Raw genomic sequence first — 23621 nt, 5'->3', positions numbered from 1 at the left:
GCATGAGCACTAATCAGGGGTCGCTGTGGGGAGGTCGGTTCGCCGGCGGTCCGTCCGACGCGCTCATTGCGCTGAGCAAGTCCACCCATTTCGACTGGGTGCTGGCGCCCTACGACATCACCGCATCGCGCGCGCACACCGTGGTGCTCTTCCGGGCCGGCCTGCTCACCGACGAACAGCGCGACGGCCTGCTGGCCGGGTTGGACAGCCTCGCGCAGGACGTGGCTGACGGCAGCTTCGCCCCCCTGGTCACCGACGAGGACGTGCACGCCGCCCTGGAACGCGGCCTGATCGACCGGGTGGGGCCCGATCTGGGCGGCCGGCTGCGGGCGGGGCGATCCCGCAATGACCAGGTCGCGACCCTATTCCGGATGTGGCTGCGCGACGCGGTCCGTCGGGTCGCCGACGGGGTGCTAGAGGTGGTCGCGGCGCTGGCCGAACAGGCTGCCACCCACCCGACGGCCATCATGCCGGGCAAGACCCACCTGCAGTCCGCCCAGCCGATCCTGCTGGCACACCACCTGCTGGCCCACGCTCATCCGCTGCTGCGCGACGTGGACCGCCTCGTCGACTTCGACAAGCGCGCCGCCATCTCTCCGTATGGCTCCGGTGCCCTGGCTGGCTCGTCGCTGGGCCTGGATCCCGACGCGATCGCCGCTGAACTGGGCTTTTCGGACGCTGCGGACAATTCCGTGGACGCCACCGCGGCCCGGGATTTCGCCGCCGAAGCGGCGTTCGTGCTCGCCATGATCGGGGTCGACCTGTCGCGGCTCGCTGAGGACATCATCATCTGGAGTTCGACGGAATTCGGCTACGTCACGCTGCACGACTCGTGGTCCACCGGCAGCTCGATCATGCCGCAAAAGAAGAACCCGGACATCGCGGAGCTGGCCCGCGGAAAGTCCGGGCGGCTGATCGGCAACCTGGCCGGGCTGCTGGCGACGCTGAAAGCCCAGCCGCTCGGGTACAACCGTGACCTGCAGGAAGACAAGGAGCCGGTGTTCGACTCGGTGGCCCAGCTGGAGCTGCTGCTGCCGGCGATGGCCGGGCTGGTGGGCAGCCTGACCTTTCATGTCGACCGGATGGCCGCTCTGGCGCCGGCCGGCTACACCCTGGCCACGGATATCGCCGAATGGCTGGTTAAGCAGGGTGTTGCGTTCCGGTCCGCGCACGAGGCGGCCGGCGCCGCCGTAAAAGCCGCCGAGCAGCGCGGCGTCGGGCTACCGGAGCTGACCGACGACGAGCTGGCCGCGATCAGTCCCGAGCTGACACCCAGCGTGCGTGACGTGCTGACCATCGAGGGATCGGTGTCGTCCCGCGATGCCCGCGGCGGCACCGCGCCGAGCCGGGTTGCCCAGCAGCTGCTCGCGGTGACCGAAGCCGCGGGCCGGCTGCGACAGCAGCTGCGGCGCTGAGCGGCACGCTGTCCTTTTGCCGGGCTGGTGAGGCGCGACTAAACTTCCAGCTCTAGTGGATTCGGTTGAACTTTCGAGTGAACGATGCGGCATTGATGTTCGTGTCAAAGGGGTGGGACCAATGAGCGTCATCGCAGGTGTCTTCGGGGCCCTGCCGCCCTATCGCTATTCGCAGCGGGAACTCACCGACATGTTCGTCAGCATCCCCGACTTCGAGGACTATGAGGACATCGTCCGGCAGCTGCATACCAGCGGAAAGGTCAACAGCCGCCACCTCGTGCTTCCGTTGGAGCAATACCCGCGACTGCACGACTTCGGCGAGGCGAACAGCATCTTCATCGACAAGGCCGTCGATTTGGGCGTCGAGGCCCTGATGGGTGCACTCGACGAGGCCGGACTGCGCCCCGACGATCTCGACCTGCTCATCACCACCACCGTCACCGGCCTTGCGGTGCCGTCGCTGGACGCCCGGATCGCCGGGCGGGTCGGGCTACGTGCCGACGTGCGGCGGCTACCGCTGTTCGGACTGGGCTGCGTGGCAGGGGCCGCCGGGGTGGCCCGGTTGCACGACTACCTGCGGGGTGCCCCCGACGGCATCGCGGCCCTGGTGTCGGTCGAGCTGTGTTCCCTCACCTTCCCGGGCTACAAGCCGACGGTGGCCGGTCTGGTGGGCAGCGCCTTGTTTGCTGACGGGGCTGCCGCGGTGATCGCCGTGGGGGACCGTCGCGCCGCAGAGGTGGGCGCCGAGGGGCCGAGCGTCCTGGACTCGCGCAGCCATCTCTATCCGGATTCCCTGCGCACCATGGGATTCGATGTCGGCGCGGCCGGTTTCGAGCTAGTTCTCTCCAAAGATGTGGCGGCCGTGGTCGAACAGTATCTGCGCACCGACGTCACCGCCTTTCTGGCCGAGCACGGCCTGACCATCACCGACATCGGTGCTTGGGTGACCCATCCCGGCGGACCCAAGGTCATCAACGCGATCACCGAGACCCTCGACCTGCCGCCGGAAGCGCTGGAGCTCACCTGGCGTTCACTGGGCGAGATCGGCAACCTGTCTTCGGCGTCGGTGCTGCACGTGCTGCGTGACACCCTCGCCAAGCCACCGCCCAGTGACAGCCCCGGACTGATGATCGCCATGGGTCCCGGTTTCTGCTCCGAGCTGGTCCTGTTGCGCTGGCACTGAATGCCGTGAGCACTCAAGACGAGCTCATTTCCGCCCTTCGGAGATCGCTGAAGGACAACGAGCGGCTCAAGCGCGAGAACCGCGACTTCCTTGCCCGGGCCACCGAGCCAGTTGCATTGGTGGGCATGGCCTGCCGATATCCCGGTGACATCGACTCGCCCGAGAAGCTCTGGGAGATGGTGGCAGCCGGCCGCGACGTGGTCACCGAGTTCCCGACGGACCGGGGCTGGGATCTGGCTGAACTATTCGATGCCGATCCGGACGCCGTCGGCAAGTCCTACACCCGCTCCGGCGGTTTCCTGACTGACGTCGCTGGCTTCGACGCGCAGTTCTTCGGAATCGCGCCCAGCGAGGTGCTGGCGATGGATCCCCAGCAGCGGCTGTTGCTCGAGGTGTCATGGGAAGCGTTTGAACGCAGCGGAATTGACCCGATGGCCCTGCGCGGTTCGTCGACCGGTGTATTCGCCGGGATATTCCACGGATCCTATGGCGGTCAGGGTCGGGTTCCCGGCGAGCTGGAGCGCTACGGGCTGCGTGGGTCGACCCTGAGCGTGGCCTCCGGTCGGGTGGCGTACGTGCTGGGGCTGGAAGGTCCGGCGGTGTCGGTGGATACGGCGTGTTCGTCGTCACTGGTGGCGCTACACCTGGCAGTGCAGTCGTTGCGGTCGGGGGAGTGCGATCTGGCGCTGGTCGGCGGCGTAACGGTGATGGCCACCCCGGCCATGTTCATCGAATTCAGTCGGCAGCGGGCACTTTCGGCCGACGGTCGGTGCAAGGCTTACGCCGGTGCGGCCGATGGGACCGCCTTCTCCGAGGGGGCCGGTGCTCTCGTGGTGGAGCGGTTGTCCGACGCGCGGCGGTTGGGGCATCCGGTGCTGGCCGTGGTGCGAGGTTCGGCGGTCAATCAGGACGGCGCCTCCAACGGCCTGGCTACGCCGAACGGTCCGTCCCAACAGCGGGTCATTCGCGCCGCCCTGGCCAGCGCTCGTCTTGCCGCGGCGGACGTGGACGTCGTCGAAGGCCACGGAACGGGTACCACTCTCGGTGATCCCATTGAGGCGCAAGCCATTTTGGCGACCTACGGCCAGGATCGCGACGAGCCCCTGTGGTTGGGGTCGATCAAGTCGAATATGGGTCATACGTCGGCGGCGGCGGGAGTCGCGGGCGTCATGAAGATGACGTTGGCGATGCAGCATGCGGTGCTGCCCCGGACTCTGCATGTCGATGTGCCTACCCCGCATGTGGATTGGTCGGCGGGCGCGGTGTCGTTGTTGACCGAACAGCGGTCCTGGCCGGAGCACGGGCGACCCCGTCGAGCGGCGGTGTCGTCGTTCGGGATCAGTGGGACCAACGCGCACGTGATCCTGGAACAGGCCCCATCCGCCGACGACGACGTCCAGGAGCCTAACGACCGCATGGTGCCCTGGGTGTTGTCGGCGCGTTCTGCGGAGGCTCTTGCCAATCAAGCGCGGCGCCTGCTGGCACACGTCGACGCCACCGCAGCGCGTCCGCTCGACGTGGGCTGGTCACTGGTCAGCACCCGGTCGCTGTTCGACCACCGCGCAGTGGTGGTCGGTGCCGATGCCACGGAGTTCATCAGCGGACTCACGCACCTGGCCGACGGCAAAGCCGCCCCCGGCGTGGTGGTTGGACGAGCCCGACCGGTGGGCAAGACGGTGTTCGTGTTTCCCGGCCAGGGCGCGCAGTGGCCCGGTATGGGACTTGAGTTGCTGGACAGTTCAACGGTGTTCGCCGATCACCTGCAGCGCTGCGATAAGGCGCTGCGCGAATACGTGGACTGGTCGTTGATCGACGTCATCCGTTCGTCGCCGGGCGCGCCCGGCCTGGACCGGGTGGATGTGGTGCAACCGGCGCTGTGGGCGATCATGGTGTCGCTGGCCGAATTATGGCGGTCCCTGGGTGTCACACCGGACGCGGTGATCGGCCACTCGCAGGGTGAAATCGCGGCCGCCTGCGTGGCCGGTGCACTGTCGTTGGAGGATGCCGCCAAGGTGGTGGCGCTGCGCAGCCGGCTGCTGGTGCAACTGTCCGGCGCTGGCGGCATGGCCTCGCTGGCCCTCCCTGCGGCCCAAGCCGAGCAGCTGCTCGAATCCTGGGCCGGCCGACTGAATATCGCAGCGATCAACGGAGTTTCATCGATCGTCGTATCCGGTGAAGTGGACGCTGTCACGGAACTGCTGAGGCGATGCGACGCGCAGAGCATTCGGGCCCGCCGGATCGATGTGGACTACGCTTCGCACTCCGTGCACGTCGACACCATCCGCGCCGACCTCTCCGCGGCCCTCACGGACATCGCACCCCGCTCGTCAGCGGTGGCGTTCTATTCGACGGTGACCGGCGCGGTGCTGGACACCGCCGCGTTGAACGCCGACTACTGGTACCAAAGCATCAGGCAGACGGTTCAATTCGAACGCGCGGTGCGCGCTGCATCCGACGCCGGCCACCAGGTCTTCATCGAATCGAGTGCGCACCCGGTGTTGATCGCCGGCATTGAGGAGACGCTGGTCGCGGAGCAACCGGTGATAATCCCGTCACTGGGTCGCAACGACGGAGGGCTGCAACGCTTCTGGCAGTCGGCGGCGCAGGCTCAGGTGGCGGGCGTGGTGGTGGACTGGTCGCCGGTGTTCGAGGGCGAGCGGCGAGTTCAGTTGCCCACCTACGGCTTCCTGCGGCGCCGCTTCTGGCTGACCGAGTCGGGTGATCGCGAAGTACGCCGCGCCGGTTTGGTGGGCGCTGCGCACGAACTGCTGGGCGCGGTCGTCGAACGGCCCGATTCCGGAGAGGTGGTGTTGACCGGTCTACTGTCGCCATCGGTTCAGCCGTGGTTGGCCGATCACGCCGTGTCTGGCACCGTGTTGTTTCCCGGGGCGGGATTCGTGGAGTTGGCCTTGCGGGCCGGTGACGAGGTCGATTGCCCGGTGGTGAAGGAGTTGACCCTGTCGACGCCGCTGCCGTTGCCCGACGAGGGTGCGGTGCGCGTGCAGGTGGTGGTGGGCGCCGCCGATGGCGCGGGCGATCGGGCGCTCGCGGTCTATTCCCGCGGTCCGGACTCGGAGTGGGTGCTGCACGCCACGGGCGCCTTGGGGACGCACGCAACCGCCCCGCAGGCGGACCTGTCCGTATGGCCGCCCCCTGGCGCGACGGCGGTCGATCTCACAGACGCCTACCAACGACTGGCCGCCCGCGGCTACCAGTACGGCCCGGCTTTCCAGGGCTTGTCGGCGATGTGGCAGTCGGGCGGAGACATCTTCGCCGAGATCGCGCTGCCCGACGGACTGACTACCACCGGATTGGGCATTCATCCGGCGCTGCTGGACGCGGCGCTGCATGCCTGGGGAGTGGCCGGCGAGCAGGACGGGACGGTCCTACCGTTCTCCTGGCAGGGCGTGTCGCTGCATGCCGCCGACGCCGCCCGGCTGCGCGTCCGAATCGCCCGCGCGGGCACCGATTCGGTCGCTCTGGAATTGGCCGATCCGTGGGGCCTACCCGTGCTGACGGTGCCTAACTTGGCTTTCCGCCCGGTCTCCACGCAGTCGCTGCCGGCGGCTGGGCGTGGCAGTGCGGGCTTGTTCGAGATCGAGTGGACGCCCACCGAGGTATCGGGCGCGGGCGATATTTCGATCGCGTTGTGGCAGTTGTCCTCCGAAGACGGACCGCCCGCGTCGGTGTATCGGGCCACCCACGCGGCCCTGATCCGGCTGCAGTCCTGGTTGGCGGGCGATGACGGTGGGGTCCTGGTTGTGCAAACCCACGGTGCTGTCGGGTTGGCCGGCCAGGACGTTTCGGACTTGGCGGGCGCGGCGGTGTGGGGTCTGGTGCGTTCGGCTCAGGCTGAGCATCCCGGTCGGGTGATCCTGCTCGATTCCGACGGATCGCTGGACGTCAGCGAGCTGATCGGTTGCGGTGAGACGCAATTGCTGGTGCGCCAAGGGGTCGCGTACAAGGCGCGGCTGAGGCCGTCGCAATCGTCATCACTCGAGTTGCCCACCACGCCGTGGCGACTGGTCACCGGCGGCAGGGGCACGCTGGACGACGTGGGGGTGGGCCCGTTTGAGCGGGTGGAGTTGACGCGGGGACAGGTGCGGGTGGCGGTCGCCGCGGTGGGCGTGAATTTTCGGGACGTGTTGGTGGCGCTGGGTATGTATCCCGGCGGTGGCGAGTTGGGGGTCGAGGGCGCCGGTGTCGTGGTCGAAGTGGGGCCCGGCGTTTCCGATCTCGCCGTCGGCGACGTGGTGCTCGGCTTGTTGGGTGTGGTGGGGCCCGAGGCGGTGGTCGATCGGCGATTGGTGACCGCAGCACCGGCGGGCTGGTCGCTGCCGCAGGCGGCGGGCGTTCCGGTGGTGTTTCTGACTGCGCTGTACGGATTGTCGACGCTGGGCGCAGCCACAGCCGGCGAGCGGGTCCTGGTGCACGCGGCCACCGGCGGGGTGGGGATGGCTGCGGTGCAGCTCGCCCGGCACTGGGGTTTGGAGGTTTTCGCCACCGCCAGCCGCGGCAAGTGGAACACGCTGCGAGGCATGGGTTTTGACGACGATCATATCGGTGACTCGCGGACGCTGGAATTCGAGAAGAAGTTCATGGCAGCCACCGGCGGCGCCGGAGTCGATCTGGTGCTCAACTCGCTGGCCGGTGAGTTCATCGACGCCTCGCTGCGGCTGTTGGCCCCGGGCGGACGCTTCATCGAAATGGGCAAGACCGATCTTCGTGATCCCGGGGAGTTGGCCGAACGCGGAATCCGTTATCGGGCATTCGATCTGATCGAGGCCGGGCCGGATCTCACGGCGCAGATGCTGGCCGATCTGATGACGTTGTTCCACACCGGGGTGCTGACACCGCTGCCGGTGAAGACCTTTGACGTACCGCGGGTTCGTCAGGCGTATCGGTTCGTCAGCCAGGCTCGGCACACCGGCAAGGTGGTGCTCACCATTGACCCGCTCGCTACCGGCACCGCATTGATCACCGGTGGCACCGGGATGGCCGGTGCGGAGCTGGCCCGCCACCTCGTTTCTCGATACCGGGTGCCCAGCATCATGCTGGTGAGCCGCTCCGGTGCTCAGGCACCGGGCATCTCGGAGTTGGTGGGGGAGTTGCGCGCGGCCGGCACGCGGGTGACGGTGGTGTCCGCTGATGTGGCCGATCGTGACGCCGTTGCCGGGTTGCTGGCGCAGATGCCGCGACAGTTCCCGCTGCAGGCGGTGATTCACGCCGCCGGCATTCTCGACGACGGGTTGATTGCGACGCTGACTCCCGCGCGGTTGGATACGGTGTTGCGGGCCAAGGTCGACGGGGCCTGGAATCTGCACGAACTCACCCGGGATCTCGATTTGTCCGCCTTTGTGATGTTCTCGTCGATGGCCGGCATTCTGGGTACCGCCGGCCAGGGGAACTACGCGGCGGCCAACAGCTTCCTGGACGGGCTGGCCGCCCACCGCCGAGCGCAGGGATTACCGGCTACCTCGGTGGCGTGGGGTCTGTGGGAACAGGCCAGTGCGATGACGCGCCATCTGGGGGAACGCGATAAGGCCCGGATGGGCCGGGTCGGTTTGGCGACGCTGTCCACCGGCCAGGCGCTGGCGGTGTTCGACGCCGCGCTCGTGGCCGATCCCGCCGTCGCGGTAGCCACCCGCCTGGACACCGCCGCGCTGAGCGAAGAGGCGCCGGCCTTGCTCGGCGAGCTGGTCCGCCGCCCCGTTCGAAGGACCGTCGAAGCGGCGGACGTCTCGACAACGGGCCTGGCCGCCCGGCTTGCCGGGCTCACCGCCGAACGGCGTCACCGTGAACTTCTCGACGTGGTGTGCAGCAACGCCGCAACCGTGCTGGGGCGCTCCGGCACCGCCGATATCAGCGCCCAGCGCACCTTCCAAGAGCTGGGTTTCGACTCGCTCACGGCCGTTGAGCTGCGCAACCGGCTCAAGACCGCCACCGGCCTCACCCTCTCGCCCACGCTGATCTTCGATTACCCCAGCCCCAGCGCGCTGGCCGAACACCTCGACGTTCGGCTGTCCACCGCCACCACACAGGCCGACCCGATGGCGCGCTTCGAGCGCATCGCCCGGGAGCTCAACGAGCTTGTCCGACAAAGTGATTGGCAGGCCGAAGACAGGGCGCGCTTATCGCACCGCCTGCACGACATGCTGGTTGACCTGGCCATCGATGACGACCTCGCCGCCGCCAGTGAGAGCGAACTCTTCGCCATTCTCGACGAAGAACTCGAATCCTGAGAATCCAAGGAACATCAGTGGACGCCACCAAACAGGTTGACTACCTGAAGCGACTCACCGCGGATCTGCGCCGCACCCGGCGGCGTCTGTCCGAGTTGGAGGACAAGCTTTCGGAGCCGGTGGCGGTGGTGGGCATGAGTTGCCGCTATCCCGGCGGTGCGGATTCGCCGGAAGCGTTGTGGCAGTTGCTGATCGACGGCCGCGACGGCGTGTCGGATTTTCCGGTGGACCGCGGCTGGGATGTCGACGGCATCTATGACCCCGACCCGGATGCGCTCGGCAAAACCTACACGCGGCGTGGCAGTTTCCTCACAGATGCCGGCGAATTCGATGCCGGGTTCTTCGGTATCGGGCCCAACGAGGCTCTGGCAATGGACCCACAGCAGCGGGTGCTGCTCGAGGTGTCGTGGGAAGCGTTGGAGCGCGCCGGTATCGATCCGATCACGTTGCGGGGCAGTGCCACCGGGGTGTTCGCCGGTGTGATTCACGCCGGCTACGGCGGCGAGGTCAAGGGCGAACTCGAGGGCTACGGTCTGACCGGTTCCACGTTGAGCGTGGCCTCGGGTCGGGTGGCGTACGTGCTGGGTCTGGAGGGCCCGGCGGTATCGGTGGATACGGCGTGCTCGTCCTCGCTGGTGGCGCTGCATCTGGCCGCGCAGTCGCTACGATCTGGCGAGTGCGGTCTGGCGCTGGTGGGCGGGGTGACGGTGATGGCCACCCCCGGCGGGTTCGTGGAATTCAGCCGTCAGCGAGCGCTTGCCGCCGACGGCCGTTGCAAGGCGTATGCGGCTGCGGCAGACGGCACGTCGTGGGCCGAAGGCGCCGGCGTTCTGGTGGTCGAGCGGCTGGCCGATGCGCAGCGGCTGGGGCATTCGGTGTTGGCGGTGGTGCGTGGTTCGGCGGTGAATCAGGATGGCGCGTCCAACGGCCTCACCGCGCCGAACGGCCCGTCGCAGCAGCGGGTGATCCGGGCAGCGTTGGCCAGCGCACGTCTGAGCGTGGCCGACGTGGATGTCGTCGAAGGCCACGGGACCGGCACCATGCTCGGCGATCCTATTGAGGCGCAGGCGATCTTGGCGACTTACGGCCAGGACCGCAAAGAGCCGCTCTGGTTGGGTTCGATCAAGTCCAATCTCGGTCACTCGTCAGCGGCGGCGGGCGTGGCCGGAGTGATCAAGATGGTATTGGCCATGCAGCACGGGGTGATGCCCAAGACGCTGCACGTGGATGCGCCCACCCCGCATGTGGATTGGTCGGCGGGCGCGGTGTCATTGCTGACCGAAGCGCGGCCTTGGCCGGCGTCGGGCCGGCCGCGTCGGGCCGGTGTGTCGTCGTTCGGGATCAGCGGCACCAACGCCCACGTCATCCTGGAACAGGCTCCGGCGCCGCAAGCCGTTGCACCAGAACCGTTCACCGGTCCTACCCCGTGGGTGCTGTCGGCACATTCGGGGCCGGCCCTGGCCAATCAGGCTCAGCGGCTGTTGGCGCGGCTGCGTTCCGACGTCGGCGCGCGTCCACTGGATGTGGGCTGGTCCCTGGTGAGCACGCGGTCGCTGTTCGAGCACCGTGCCGTGGTGGTGGGCACCGAACGTGCGCAATTCCTGGAGGCGCTCGCCGGCTTGGCCGCCGGTCAGCCGTCCGGGGACGTCGCAGTTGGTCGTACCCGCCCGGTGGGTCCGACGGTGTTCGTGTTTCCCGGGCAGGGCGCGCAATACCTGCACATGGGCCGTGCGCTTCATGAGCGGTTCCCGGTTTTCGCCAAGGCCTTCGACGCGGCCACCGATGCGTTGAGTGGCCACCTCAGACTGCCGCTGCCGCAGGTCGTCTGGGGTACCGACGCGGCGCTGCTGGAGAGCACGGAGTTCGCCCAGCCGGCGTTGTTCGCCGTCGAGGTGGCGTTGGCGGCGCTGCTGCAAACCTGGGGTGTGGTGCCGGACCTGGTACTCGGCCACTCGGTCGGCGAGATCGCGGCCGCACAGGTGGCAGGGGTGTTGTCACTCGAGGATGCGGCACGGCTGGTGGCGGCCCGTGGCCGCCTTATGGCGGGGCTGCCGGCCGGCGGGGTGATGGTTGCGGTGGCAAGCAGCGAGGCTGAGGCGGTCGCCGAGCTGGGTCCGGGTGCCGGGATCGCCGCGGTGAATGCGCCGGAGTCCGTGGTGATTTCGGGTGAGCGGGCCGCAGTGGACGCAGCGGTGCAGCCGCTCGCCGCTCGGGGTCGACGGGTGCACAAGCTGGCCGTCTCACACGCCTTCCATTCGGCGTTGATGGAACCGATACTTACCGAGTTCGCGGCGGCACTCGTCGACGTGGCAGTGTCCGAACCGCGGATCAGCCTGGTGTCCAACGTCACCGGTCAACTGGCCGGTCCCGGATACGGATCGGCCGAATACTGGGTCGAGCACGTGCGAAGGCCGGTGCTATTCGCCGACAGCGTGCAAGTGGCGGAGTCGTTGGGTGCCAAGGTCTTTGTCGAGCTGGGTCCCAGTGGCGGACTGATGGCCTTGGCCGAGCAGTCCCTGGCGGGCGAACCCGTATCGGCCACCCTGATGGCCAGGGACCGTCCCGAAGTCGATTCGCTGTTGATCGCACTGGGCCGGCTGTTCACCGCCGGTGTCGGCGTGCAATGGCGCGAGGCGTTCGCCGGACTCGGAGCTCAGCGGGTTCCGTTGCCGACCTACGGCTTCACCCGGCAGCACTTCTGGTTGGCACAGCCGGGGGTCGGGCCGACGCAGCTGGCCACCGTGGGCTTGGCCGGTAGCGGCCACCCGCTGCTGGGTGTGGTGGTGGAACGGCCTGACGTCGGTGGTGTGGTGTTGAGCGGCTCGCTGTCACCCGCGGTGCAGGGGTGGTTGGCCGATCATGTCGTCAGCGGGGTGATGCTTTTTCCGGGCGCCGGTTTCGTGGAACTGGTGTTGCGGGCCGGCGACGAGGCCGGCGCCCCCGTCATCGAGGAGCTGACCCTGTTGGCGCCGTTGGCTTTACCGGCCAGTGGCGGGGTGCCGGTGCAGGTTGTCGTTGCCGCCGCCGATGACGCGAGACGCCACGGCGTCCGGGTGTATTCGGCTGCCAGGGGCGGTGATTCGTGGGTGTTGCATGCCGAGGGCGTCCTGGGTCTCGGCGGCATCCGGGGCGGCGCCGATTTGTCGACGTGGCCTCCGGTCGGCGCCGCGTCGGTCGATGCGCCGGGTGTATATGAGCAGTTGGCCGCGCGGGGCTACGGCTACGGGCGAGCGTTCCAGGGCGTGCGGGCGGTGTGGCGACGTGGACGCGAGGTCTTCGCCGAGGTGGTCGCACCCGAGGGGGTGAACGTGCGGCGCTTCGGGATTCACCCCGCGGTGCTGGACGCGGCGTTGCACGCCTGGGGATTCGTCGAGGGCGGCGAGCAGTTGGCATTGCCGTTCTCCTGGCAGGGGGTGGCGCTGCACGCCGCAGGCGCATCACGGCTGCGAGTCCGGCTGGCGCCCACCGGCGCCGGTTCAGTGTCGGTGGAGCTGGCCGATGCCGCGGGATTGCCGGTGCTGTCCGTGCGGGAGCTGGTGGTGCGCCCGGTTTCCGGGCAGGCGTTGGCGGCGGCCGCCCCGGCGGGACGGAAAGCGGGCGGCGGCTTGCTGGAAGTGGTGTGGACGCCGTTGCAGCACAACGGTAGTGGCGCCGTTGGCGTGAATTCGGTCTGGGAACTGCCATCGGATACCCAGATGCCCGACGCGGTCTCGGGTGCCGCGCACCAGGCATTGCGGGTACTGCAGGACCACCTGGACTCCGACGGGGTGCTGGCCTTCGTGACGCGCGGTGCGGTGGCACTGCCCAACCGCGCCGTGTCGGACTTGGCGGGCGCCGCGGTGTGGGGCCTGGTGCGCTCCGCCCAGGCCGAGCATCCGGGTCGGATCGTGTTGCTCGATTCCGATGATTCGGTGTCAGTTGAGGAGGCGCTGCGATACGGGGAGCCGCAACTCCTGGTGCGTTCGGGCGCGGTGTACGGCGCCCGGCTGGTGCATGCCTCGTCGTCGCTGCTCGAGCTACCGGATGGCATGTGGCGGTTGAGTGCTGGTGGCGGCGGGACTCTGGAGGAGCTGACCGCCCGGCGTTGTGAACGGGTGGAATTGGGTCCGGGGCAGGTCCGGGTTGCCGTGGGAGCGGTGGGTGTCAATTTCCGTGATGTGATGTTGGCCCTGGGCATGTATCCCGGTTCGGGGGAGGTGGGAGTCGAAGGTGCCGGGGTGGTCGTGGAGGTCGGCCCCGGGGTGACCGAGTTGTCGGTCGGCGACGCAGTGATGGGCCACTTGGGCGCGGGGGCGTCTGAAGCGGTCGTTGATCAGCGGCTGGTGACCGGGGTACCGGCGGGTTGGCCGTTGGCCACCGCCGCCAGTGTTCCGGTGGTGTTCTTGACGGCGCTGTACGGCTTGTCGGTGTTGGGCGGACTCAAGGCCGGTGAGCGGGTGCTGGTCCATGCCGCGGCCGGCGGGGTGGGGATGGCTGCCGTGCAGTTGGCCCGCCATTGGGGTTGTGAAGTGTTTGCCACGGCCAGCCGCGGAAAGTGGGCCACGTTGCGGGCCATGGGTTTCGACGACGAGCACATCGCCGATTCCCGGACGGTGGAGTTCGAGGAGAAGTTCCGTGCGGTCACGCACGGCGCGGGGGTGGACGTTGTTCTCAACTCGCTGGCCGGCGAGTTCCTGGACGCGTCGTTGCGGCTGACGGCCCCGGGCGGGCGTTTCCTCGAGATGGGCAAAACCGATGTCCGCGACGCGCAGGCCGTCGCCGAACAGCACCGTGGGGTTCGCTACCAGGCGTTCGACCTGTTCGAGGCCGGGCCCGATCTGATGGCGCGGATGTACGACGAGGTACTCGGATTGCTGTCGGACGGGGCGGTGAAACCGTTGCCGATCAAGGTTTTCGATGTGCGGTGCGCGCAACAGGCGTATCGATTTGTCAGCCAGGCCCGCCACATCGGCAAGGTGGTGCTGACGGTCCCGAACGGACCTGCCGGCGCGCAGTCGCCGTTGACCGGCGCCTCCGTGGTGATTACCGGCGGCACCGGGATGGCCGGGGCTGCGGTGGCCCGACACCTGGTGGACCGCTACGGAGTCGCACATGTGGTGCTGGTCAGCCGCTCCGGGGCGCGGGCCGGGGGCGCGGACGAGCTGGTGGCCGGGCTGGAACAGGCCGGGGCACAGGTGACCGTCGCAGACTGTGACGTCACCGACCGCGCCGCCGTCGCCGCGATGCTCGATCAGATCCCCGAGAAGTTCCCGTTGAAGGGCGTGTTCCATGCTGCCGGGTTAACCGATGACACTGTGATCACGTCGCTGACCCCCGAGCGGCTCGACGCGGTGCTCCGGGTCAAGGTGGACGGTGCATGGAATCTGCATGAGCTTACCCGCGACGCGAATTTGGCTGCGTTCGTGCTGTTTTCGTCGCTCGCCGGCCTGGTGGGCAGTCCCGGGCAGGGCAACTACGCCGCAGCCAACGCCTTCCTGGACGGGCTGGCCAGCTATCGACGCGACCAGGGCCTGTCCGGGAACTCGATCGCCTGGGGTCTGTGGGAAGAGACCAGCGCACTGACCCGCCACCTCGGCGATCGAGACCTGGCCCGGATGAGACAGGCCGGGTTGTCGCCACTACCCACCGAACAGGCACTTGGGTTGCTCGATGCCGTCCTGCTCGCCGATCACCCGGTGGCCGTCGCGGCCCGGCTGGATACCACCGCCTTGACCAGCGGGGCCGACGTGCCGCCGCTCTGGCGCGAACTGGTAACCCGCCCGAGCCGGCGTGTGATCCATGCCGCCGACGCCTCCTCGGTGGCCAGCGGCATGGTGGAGCGGCTGCACGCCTTACCGCCCGAACAGCGTCAACGGGCCCTGACCGAGTTGATATCCGGCAATGCCGCAACGGTTTTGGGCCATACCAGCGCTATCGACATTGACGGTCACAAGGCCTTCCAGGAGCTCGGGTTCGATTCTCTGACCGCTGTGGAGCTGCGCAATCGCCTCAAGGCCGCGACCGGGCTCACGCTGTCGCCCACCCTGATCTTCGACTACCCGACCCCCATCGCCCTGGCCGAGTACCTCGCCGACCAGCTTGCGGTCAGCGCGCCCGTCCCCAGTGCACAACACAGCCCGTTGACCCGGTTCAATGACATCAGCAGCGAACTGGATACCCTTGTGCACCAACCTGATTGGACCGCCGACGAAAAGGCGCAGGTCGCCATCAGGCTGCGCGCGCTCGTTGCCGACCTGACCGCCGCGCCCACCCCCACGGACGACACCGGCGCCGGCAAGAGTGAGCTTCTGACCCTCCTCGACGACGACTTCACCCCCTGAGAGGGTGGCCGTGCAACCTACGGATATCGCCATCATCGGGCTTGCGTGCAAATTCCCGGCTGCCACCAACCCGCGCGAATTCTGGCAGTTGCTGCGCGACGGACGTGAGGTCACCGAACCCCTTGCGGGGGTGGCCGACTTCGACGCCGCTTTCTTCGGCCTGTCGCCGCGTGAGGCGTGTGCGATGGACCCGCGGCAACGCCTGGCCCTGGAATTGACCTGGGAGCTGTTCGAAGACGCGTTTCTGGTGCCGGACACGCTGCGAGGTGAGCAGGTCGCCGTGTACCTCGGGGCGATGAGTGACGACTACATGCTGCTGACGCTGCGCGAAGCCGGCCACCAGGTGGATCACCATACGTTTTCCGGACTGAGCCGGGGGATGATCGCCAATCGAGTCTCGTATGCCTTCGGCTTGCGCGGCCCCAGCATGACCGTCGATTCCGGTCAATCCTCGTCCCTTGTGGCGGTTCACGAAGCCTGTGCGGGGTTGCGGACGGGCGTATGGCCGATGGCGGTTGCCGGTGGTATTCACCTCAACCTGGTACGTGAAACCGCCCTGCTGGAGCAGGAATTCGGGGCGGTCTCGCCGTCCGGCCACACGTACGCGTTTGACCGGCGTGCCGACGGTTACGTGCGCGGTGAGGGGGCCGGCCTGGTCCTGCTGAAGCCGGTCAGCGCCGCCGTACGTGACGGTAACCGCATCCACGCCGTCATCTCGGGCAGTGCCGTCGGCAACGCCGGCCGCGACGGCGCCGGGCTGACGGTGCCCTCGGTCGCGGCCCAGGCTGAGGTCATCCGGCGGGCATTGTCCAGCGCTGGACTGAACTGCGATCAGGTCGACTATGTCGAAGCCCACGGAACCGGGACCGACGTCGGCGACCCGGTCGAGGCCAGAGCTCTGGGCGCCGTGTTCGGTGAGCGCCGGCACCACCCGGTGGCCATTGGATCGGTCAAGACCAACGTCGGCCACACCGGCGCGGCCGCCGGAGTCGCAGGCCTGATCAAAACCGTGCTGTCGATCGAGAACGGCACCATCCCAGCGAGTCTCAACTTCGCCGCCGCGGGGATCGAGCTGGCGACACTGGGCTTACGCGTCAACACCAGCCTGACGCCATGGCAGGCGGCGCCCCGGCGCGCCGGCGTCTCGTCATTCGGAATGGGCGGCACCAACGCGCACGTGATCGTCGAACAAGCGCCTGTGCCGGAACAGGCTGGCGTCGCGCCAATCGACGGCGTGACCATCCCATGGGTGCTTACCGCGCGGTCGGCGCAAGCGCTAACGGTTCAGGCGGGTCGCCTCGCCGGGCAGCCGAGTGAGGGCGGGATCGCCGACGTGGGTTGGTCGTTGGTGACCACGCGATCGATGTTCGAGCACCGGGCCGTCGTGGTCGGCTCGGACCGCGGGCAGTTGACGGCGGGTCTGGAAGGTTTGGCGACGGGTGCTCCGGGCTCGGGCGTGGTGGTCGGCCGGGCCGGCACACCGGGCAGGACGGTGCTGGTGTTTCCCGGGCAGGGCTCCCAGTACTTGGGCATGGGCCGGCAGCTTTACCATCGGTTCGCGGCGTTCGCGGCGGCTTTCGACGAGGTTGTCGACACTATCGATCCGCATCTGAAATTACCGCTGCGACAGGTGATCTGGGGTCGCGATCAGACACTGCTGCAAAGTACCGAGTTCGCCCAGCCAAGCCTGTTCGCGGTGCAGCTGGCGATGGCCGCGCTCCTGCGATCCTGCGGGGTGGCACCCGATGTGTTGCTGGCCCACTCGGTGGGTGAAGTCGCCGCCGCCCACCTGGCCGGGGTGCTGTCACTGCCGGACGCGGCGCGGCTGGTGGCGCTTCGCGGCCGGCTGATGGCCGGTTTGCCCGCGGGTGGGGTGATGGTCGCGGCGGCCGTTGGTGAAGCCGAGGTGGCGCCGTTGCTGGGAGAGCGCGTCAGTCTGGCGGCGGTGAACGCTGCGGATTCGGTGGTGCTGTCCGGTGCGGAAGCCGCGGTGGGCGCGGTGGCGGAGCGGTTGGCGGCCCAGGGCCGCCGAGTGCACCGGCTCGCGGTGTCGCATGCGTTCCATTCGTCGCTGATGGAGCCGATGCTCGATGCATTCTTGGCGTGCCTGGCCGACCTGAATGTCTCGGAGCCGCGGATCAGGTTGATTTCCAACGCCACTGGGGAGCTGGCCGGAGAGGGCTACGGGTCGGCGCAATACTGGGTCGATCATGTGCGCAATCCGGTGCGGTTCGCCGACGGAGTGCAAACGGCAGCGGGCCTCGGTGGCGGGGTGTTCATCGAAGTGGGACCCGGCGCTGGTTTGACGGCCGATCAGGACGTTTCGGTCGTGACCCTGATGGATGGCCGCGACGAGGCCGATGCCCTGCTCACCGCCTTAGGAACGTTGTTCAGCACGGGAGTGGAGGTCGACTGGCCCGCCACCTTCGACGGTCTGGGACCACGACGCGTGCAGCTACCGACCTACGGATTCGTGCGGCGACGCTATTGGGTGGGGACCGCTGACGATACCCCGGTCACGGCCCCGAGCACCGAACGGTTGCAAGACCTGGGCCCCGACGATCAGCGACGCCGGCTGGTCGAGTTGGTGTGCTTTCACGCCGCCGTCGTTCTCGGGCACGCCGGCCGCGACGATATCGATGCCGACCGGGCCTTTCAAGACCTCGGCTTCACCTCGATGAGCGGTGTTGAACTGCGTAATCGCCTGAAAACGGTGAGCGCCTTGGGGGGGGTGTCACTATCGCGCACCATGATCTTCGACTATCCCACTCCAATCGCCCTGGCCGAGCATCTCGCGCAACAACTATCGGGCCGCTCCGGCAACGAATCCGACGACGACCGGATTTGGTCGTTACTGCACACGATTCCGATCAGCGAGCTGCGGCGAACCGGATTACTCGACAAACTGCTGCTGTTGGCCGGCCGGGCGGAAAAGAACACGTCAGGCGCATCGCTGAGTGACGAAGTAATCGATTCGCTGAGCCCTGACGCGCTGATCGCGATGACACTCGAGCCCGGTGATGATAGTGGCTGACAATGGGTGCTGCGGAACAAGACTACGACAGGTGTTGAATATCACTGTCTTTGCTCGGCTACGGATTAGCTGTTCTGCAGCCGCAGTTGCCCGGCGTGTCATGAATCTCATTGATGCTATTCATCCATTGGCCGGGCCTCAAAGGAGGCGGAAGTTGCGGGCTCGACTGCCAGTCCGCGAGCACCCGGCTCCCAGTCCGGTCCAAAGTTCTTTGCGGATACCCGAGCAAGCACACTTTCAACGGAATCCAACTGCTTATTGGTGGGCGCCGGGGTAGCGCGAAGATCAGTCAGAAGAGCCGGATTAAATCGCATCAGCTCTTCAACCATGACAGCACGCGGCGCCGGATGCCTAACTCGACTGTTACGCTACCGATAGCTCGGCCATACTTCCATGTAGGCGTCAATTGCGCGTTCAATCGCCAATCCGTACTCATTCGGAACCCAGTCCGGTCCGAACGTCTTAATCAAAGCATCGGAAAGCGCATCAATAATGGCCTCGCTTTCGTTATTGGTTGGCTCCTGTGTTTCGCAAATCTGCTCCAGGAGTGAAGGCTTGCGCTGCATCAGCACCTGCACAATAAGCGCGCGAGGCTCCGGCGGAATAGCGTCGAGTAGATTGCTCATCGATTTCCTTACTTATTTCCCATCGTCGCTCAGCCGTTCAGCAGAATGCCGATTATCGATATGGGCGACGTAGCTGGGGCAGTTGCGCGACGTGGCGAAACTTTGTTTGACGTCACTCATACATTGGCCTAAGCTAGGCCAACAAGTATGCGCCGATTGCGTTGTCGACTACTTTTCCTTACTGATTTGGAATAGGACCCGGCCCGTAGTTTGCACTCATTGCGTGGATAAGCTCATTTACGACGGCGCGGCTCTGCTCATTGGTGGTTCCTGGACGCTACCAAGCGCGTCGAGCAGATCGGGATTACGGCGGCTCAATTCTTCCTCGATAACGGAGAGGTGTTTCGGTGGAATAGGCTTGAGCCACGCCCCAGGATTTCTGGTCTATTGTTCCAAGCGTCCTCCAATGTGGAATAGGTCTCGGTATGCATTCATTCGCGCGCAGAGAGAGATAGATTGTAGCAGAACGCACTAGATTCAAAGTCCGGAATGCCCCCAACTCGACTGTTGCGCTACCGATATATCGGCCATGCCTCAAGGAAGGCCTCAACTGCGCGTTCAACCGCCAATCCGTGTTTGTCAGGAGTATAGTCGGGACCTAAACTGTTTATCACCGCGATGGCGAGTAACTGGTTAACTGCCTTACGCTGTTCGGGCGTCGGTTCATTCGCGGAGAGAAGCTCGGCCAGGAGAGTAGGGTCGCAGCGTGCAAGTTCATCCTCAATTACAGGACGGTGCGCTGGCGAAACGGCATCGAGAACGTTGCCCATTAATGTCTCCATCCGTTGCGAGTATTCGGCCAGCACGTCACCACCAAGCCGTCCTTGTTCAAAACAACTGTTGCATCTTCGCCAATATATAGGTATGCGCCGCGGCCCTGTTGGTCCACCTGGTACTCCGGCGGTTGTTTTGGATGCCCGATAGCATCCTGTAGCGCGCGGTCATTGACTCCATGGCCGTCGCGGCCGTTGACCTGCTCCTCTCCGTGTCGAGTGAATCCGTTGATGTGCGTCGGCGGCGGAGACGGCGGTGTGCCCTCGGCGGCGGGCGCGGGTGGCTGTTCACCCTCTATTGGTATGCCTAAGTCCCGTAAGCGTGCTCTGATCGCGGCTTGCCGTTCCAGTAGGGGGCCCCGGTCGGCGAGGCAGGCGTTGTAGGTGGCTTGTTCGTTGGGCAAGACGAAGGTGCGTCCGCATCGGGCGTTGTAGGCCGCCATGTCGGCGTTGACGGCTTGCCAGGCGGCGCGCGCTTCGGCTGCGGTCATGTCTTTCGGGTCGAGCGGGACGGGGAGTTGCGGGTCTTGTTTCCAGTGGTTGTCGACGGCGCGGATGGCGCCGGTGCGGCGGTCAAGGGTGGGTTCAGGCTGGGCGGGGACGGAAGCGACGGGGTCGGTGACGGGCTGGTGCCAGTGCGCGGGCGCCATGTCCGCCATGTGCGTGGCGCCGGTATGCAGCGTGGTGGTGATGGTCGCGTTGGCGGCAGCTAGCCGGGCGACGCGGTGGGCGATGAAGCTGCGATGGGTCTCGGCGTGTTGGTGGCGGGCTATCTGCTGTGCGGGTGAGTGCGCCGCGCGCATGTCGGTGACCGACAAGTCCTCACCGACTCTAAAGCCGTCGTCCTCGGCCTCGGCGATCGCCTCCAGCGCCTCGGCGCGGGCCCCGCGCAGATCCTCACCGCCGCGGTGTGCGACGTCGGCCATCTGGTGTGCATGGTCGACAGCAGCCAACACCGCCGCCGTGTCGGTGTGGGCCATCTGCACGGCCGATCCGGCGGCCTGCCCGTCCCAGGCGGTCCCGCCGGGACTGGTCAGCTGCTCGAGGTAGGCGTGGGCGGCGCGCTCCATCACCGCCGCCCGCGCCCGCCACTGCGCCGCGGCCTCGGTCAACAGGTCGGCCGTCTGGTCAAAGGCCTCAATGCGCGACCGGGTCGGCGGCCCCACGGCGGCCATCGCGGCTACTGCTCCTGCGCGGGCGCCACCACTGTTAGTGCCGCGGCGCCTGCCTCATCCATGGCGACAAAGGCCCCCGACGCCACGGTCAACGCCGCCGACGCCCAAGACAGGCGACCGCCGAACGCGCCGCAGAACTCACCCCACGCAGCGTGCATCGCGGTCGCGGCCACCCCAGCCGATTCCGCCGACCCGCTCACCGCGCCCCCCGGCGACGCAACCCGCTGGGCATGCCCGGTCAGGATCCCCGACGCGGCCCGCAACCCCACCGCGACCACATCCACCCTCTCGCCGCCACCTGCCACTCAAGCCCCCCTTCACCCGAACGTGATGATCCTGAAACCGTAGGCGCAAGATTTTCACACCCCAGCAGCCACCCGATCAAGCCAGCAGTGTCTCCGGCCGATGACCGCCCGGGAGACAGGGACGCATTTGTCACATGGGCAGGTGATCCCAGGCGGTTCCGACCAGCAGCCGTTCGTTCGACCATCGCCGGTATTGGTCACTCCACCAGTTGCGTCCCTGATAGTGGTGTAACGCGGATCGTGTGATCGTTTCCCGGTGTGTCGTTCGGGACGAGAGCGCGGTCACCGCGTGATCCTTCGAGTGAACCTTCCAAAGCACTCTCGAGAGGAACCACACGATGACCGCTCCCCATATTGTGAACCCTGTTGCGTTGTTGGAGCAGGGTCTGTCCGACGCGTCGGCGGATCTGATGCGCACTCTGCTGGGCACGGTGCTCAACGCGCTGCTGTCGGCCGATGCTGATGCGGTATGCGGTGCCGAGTACGGCCGGCCCAGCGCGGACCGGACGAACTCGCGTAACGGCTACCGCCACCGTGAACTGGACACCCGCCTCGGCACGATCGATGTGGCGATCCCCAAGCTACGCCAGGGCTCCTACTTCCCCGACTGGCTGCTGGAGCGCCGCAAACGCGCTGAGGCGGCCCTGATTTCGGTGGTGGCGACCTGCCTATCTACTCGGGGTCTCCACGCGGCGGATGGACAAACTGGTGGCCACGTTGGGGATCACCAGCTTGAGCAAGTCGCAGGTCTCGCGGATGGCGGCAGACCTCGATGCGCAGGTCGAGGCGTTTCGCACCCGCCCACTGGGGGAGGCGGGACCGTTCACCTTCGTCGCGGCGGATGCGTTGACGATGAAAGTCCGCGAAGACGGGCGGGTGGTCAACGCTGTGGTGCTGGTGGCCACCGGCGTCAACGCCGACGGGCACCGTGAGGTGCTCGGGGTCAAAGTCGCCACCAGTGAAACCGGCCCGGCGTGGAACGCCTTCTTCGCCGATCTGGTCGCCCGCGGCCTGCACGGCGTGCGGCTGGTCACCTCCGACGCCCACCGGGGCCTGGTCGAGGCAATCGCGGCGAACCTGCCCGGGGTGGCGTGGCAACGCTCATCCGTCAACATCGGGGGGGCGGGATGGTCTCGCCGGTTTCCTTCCACCGTCGGGAGAGGACCTTGGCAGCGTGACCGGGCAAAGGTCCAGCGGCAGACCCGTCCCTCCCGGCGGTGGCGGGTTCTCGACCGGCCAGTGGGAGTCGTGCTTCGAGCACCTGGATGAGCGTCCGGAGAGATCGGCCATGGAGGAACCGATATTCCTCGAAGGAGGACTGGTGTCCGAACAACATGAATGGCCGGCGTTTGCCGGGATCGATTGGGGCGGTGCGCATCATCAGCTGTGCATTGTCGACTCGACAGGCAAGCGCCGCACCCAGCTGCAAGTGACACACGACATTGCGGGCCTGGCCGCCCTCGATGCCGAACTGCACCGCTGCGAGTCGCGATTGCCGATAGCGATCGAGCGTTCTGAAGGACTGCTTGTTGAGCATCTGCAGGCGGCTGGGCATGTGCTGTTCCCGGTGTCGCCGAGGATCGCGGCCCGCGCCCGCGAGCGTTACAAAGTGGCCGCGGTCAAAGACGATCGATTCGATGCGTTCGTGCTCGCCGACACCCTGCGGCACGAACATCAGCATTGGCGGCCACTATCGATCCCCTCACCGCTGCTCGCCGAGATCCGCGCATTGACGCGGGATCGGGACCGGCTGTTGGAGACCCAGCAGGCCGTCGAGCATCAGCTTCGGATGATCTTGGAGGCTTATCACCCGGCGCCGGTGCGGCTGTTCTCGTCGGTGGACCGGCAGATCACGCTGTCATTTGTTTTGGACTACCCAACCCCGGCGATCGCATCACGGGTAAAGGCCACGCGCATGGGCGGTTTCTTGAGGCGTCACCACTACACCGGTCGGGTGCCGGCCCAGGTGCTGGCCGAGCGGATGCGAGCCAATCTGCTGAGCGGCGCGCCCGGAACGGTCGCCGGCAAAAGCTTCTCCGCTCAATCGTTTGCCCGACTGCTGCAGCTGCTCAACAGCCAGCTCGCCGAGTACGACGACGCCATCGCTGCCACCGTGTCCGAACACGACGACGCCAAGATCTTTACCAGCTTTCCCGGCGTCGGGCCCACCCTGACCGCGGTCTTACTCGCTGAGATCGGTGAAGATCGTCGCCGATACCCCTCTGCTGCAGCACTTCTCGCCGAATCCGGATTGGCGCCGGTGACCCGCTCATCGGGCCGCTCGTGCAGTGTCCGGTTTCGCTATGCTGCCAACACCCATCTGCGTGAAGCCGCGATGTGGTGGGCCTTCAACTCACTGAAGACCTCCCCATGGGCAGCAGCTGTTTTCGAGCAAGCGCGAACCCAACGCGGCCAGCGCTACCACCGCGCCCTGCGCGGACTGGGCGCACGTTGGATGCGGATCCTGTGGCGCTGCTGGACAGATCGCACCACTTACGACCCCGCCCTGCACACCGCCGCAAAGGTACTGGCCACCTCGGCGAGCTAA

General features: G+C 67.0%; 9 protein-coding genes and 1 pseudogene. 7 read left to right on the top strand and 3 right to left on the bottom strand.

The annotated features are described in order from the left end of the window. Positions 1 to 2: 2 nt before the first annotated feature. The 5 genes from argH (at position 3) to ACX9NE_RS23140 (ending at position 18194) form a co-directional block, all read left to right on the top strand. A complete protein-coding gene (argH, locus tag ACX9NE_RS23160; protein WP_459363579.1) occupies positions 3 to 1415 on the top strand; it encodes an argininosuccinate lyase in 1413 nt (470 codons plus the stop codon). A 121-nt stretch (positions 1416 to 1536) separates the two neighbouring features. Continuing rightward, the gene (locus tag ACX9NE_RS23155) at positions 1537 to 2598 is read left to right on the top strand and encodes a type III polyketide synthase (protein WP_459363578.1); all 1062 of its coding nucleotides are present in this window, start codon (positions 1537 to 1539) and stop codon (positions 2596 to 2598) included. 5 nt (positions 2599 to 2603) lie between these two features. Beyond that, complete coding sequence (locus ACX9NE_RS23150; protein WP_459363577.1) at positions 2604 to 8840, top strand: SDR family NAD(P)-dependent oxidoreductase; 6237 nt, start codon at positions 2604 to 2606, stop codon at positions 8838 to 8840. A 17-nt stretch (positions 8841 to 8857) separates the two neighbouring features. Next, the gene (locus ACX9NE_RS23145; RefSeq protein WP_459363576.1) at positions 8858 to 15160 is read left to right on the top strand and encodes an SDR family NAD(P)-dependent oxidoreductase; all 6303 of its coding nucleotides are present in this window, start codon (positions 8858 to 8860) and stop codon (positions 15158 to 15160) included. Positions 15161 to 15170: 10 nt separating this feature from the next. After that, on the top strand, positions 15171 to 18194 hold the full coding sequence (locus ACX9NE_RS23140; RefSeq protein WP_459363575.1) for a type I polyketide synthase: 3024 nt from the start codon (positions 15171 to 15173) through the stop codon (positions 18192 to 18194). Between the two features lie 368 nt (positions 18195 to 18562). On the opposite strand, the gene ACX9NE_RS23135 is transcribed toward ACX9NE_RS23140, so the two are convergent. The 3 genes from ACX9NE_RS23135 to ACX9NE_RS23125 all read right to left on the bottom strand — a co-directional run bounded on the left by ACX9NE_RS23135 (position 18563) and on the right by ACX9NE_RS23125 (position 21073). After that, positions 18563 to 18820, bottom strand: a complete 258-nt coding sequence (locus ACX9NE_RS23135; protein ID WP_459363574.1) for a hypothetical protein — start codon at positions 18818 to 18820, stop codon at positions 18563 to 18565. Positions 18821 to 19589: 769 nt separating this feature from the next. Beyond that, positions 19590 to 20768: a hypothetical protein gene (locus ACX9NE_RS23130; protein ID WP_459363573.1), complete on the bottom strand. Its 1179-nt coding sequence runs from the start codon at positions 20766 to 20768 to the stop codon at positions 19590 to 19592. A gap of 5 nt (positions 20769 to 20773) precedes the next feature. Continuing rightward, positions 20774 to 21073, bottom strand: a complete 300-nt coding sequence (locus ACX9NE_RS23125) for a hypothetical protein (RefSeq protein WP_459363572.1) — start codon at positions 21071 to 21073, stop codon at positions 20774 to 20776. Between the two features lie 338 nt (positions 21074 to 21411). Here ACX9NE_RS23125 and ACX9NE_RS23120 point away from each other — a divergent pair. Together ACX9NE_RS23120 and ACX9NE_RS23115 are read left to right on the top strand one after the other, a co-directional pair. After that, positions 21412 to 22174 (top strand): annotated as a pseudogene (locus ACX9NE_RS23120) (IS256 family transposase); the annotation flags it as partial. Positions 22175 to 22394: 220 nt separating this feature from the next. Next, entirely contained in the window at positions 22395 to 23621 is a 1227-nt protein-coding gene (locus ACX9NE_RS23115) for an IS110 family RNA-guided transposase (protein ID WP_459363571.1), read from the top strand.

Source organism: Mycobacterium sp. ML4, from assembly GCF_054515735.1.
This window is presented reverse-complemented; position numbering and strand designations above follow the sequence as displayed.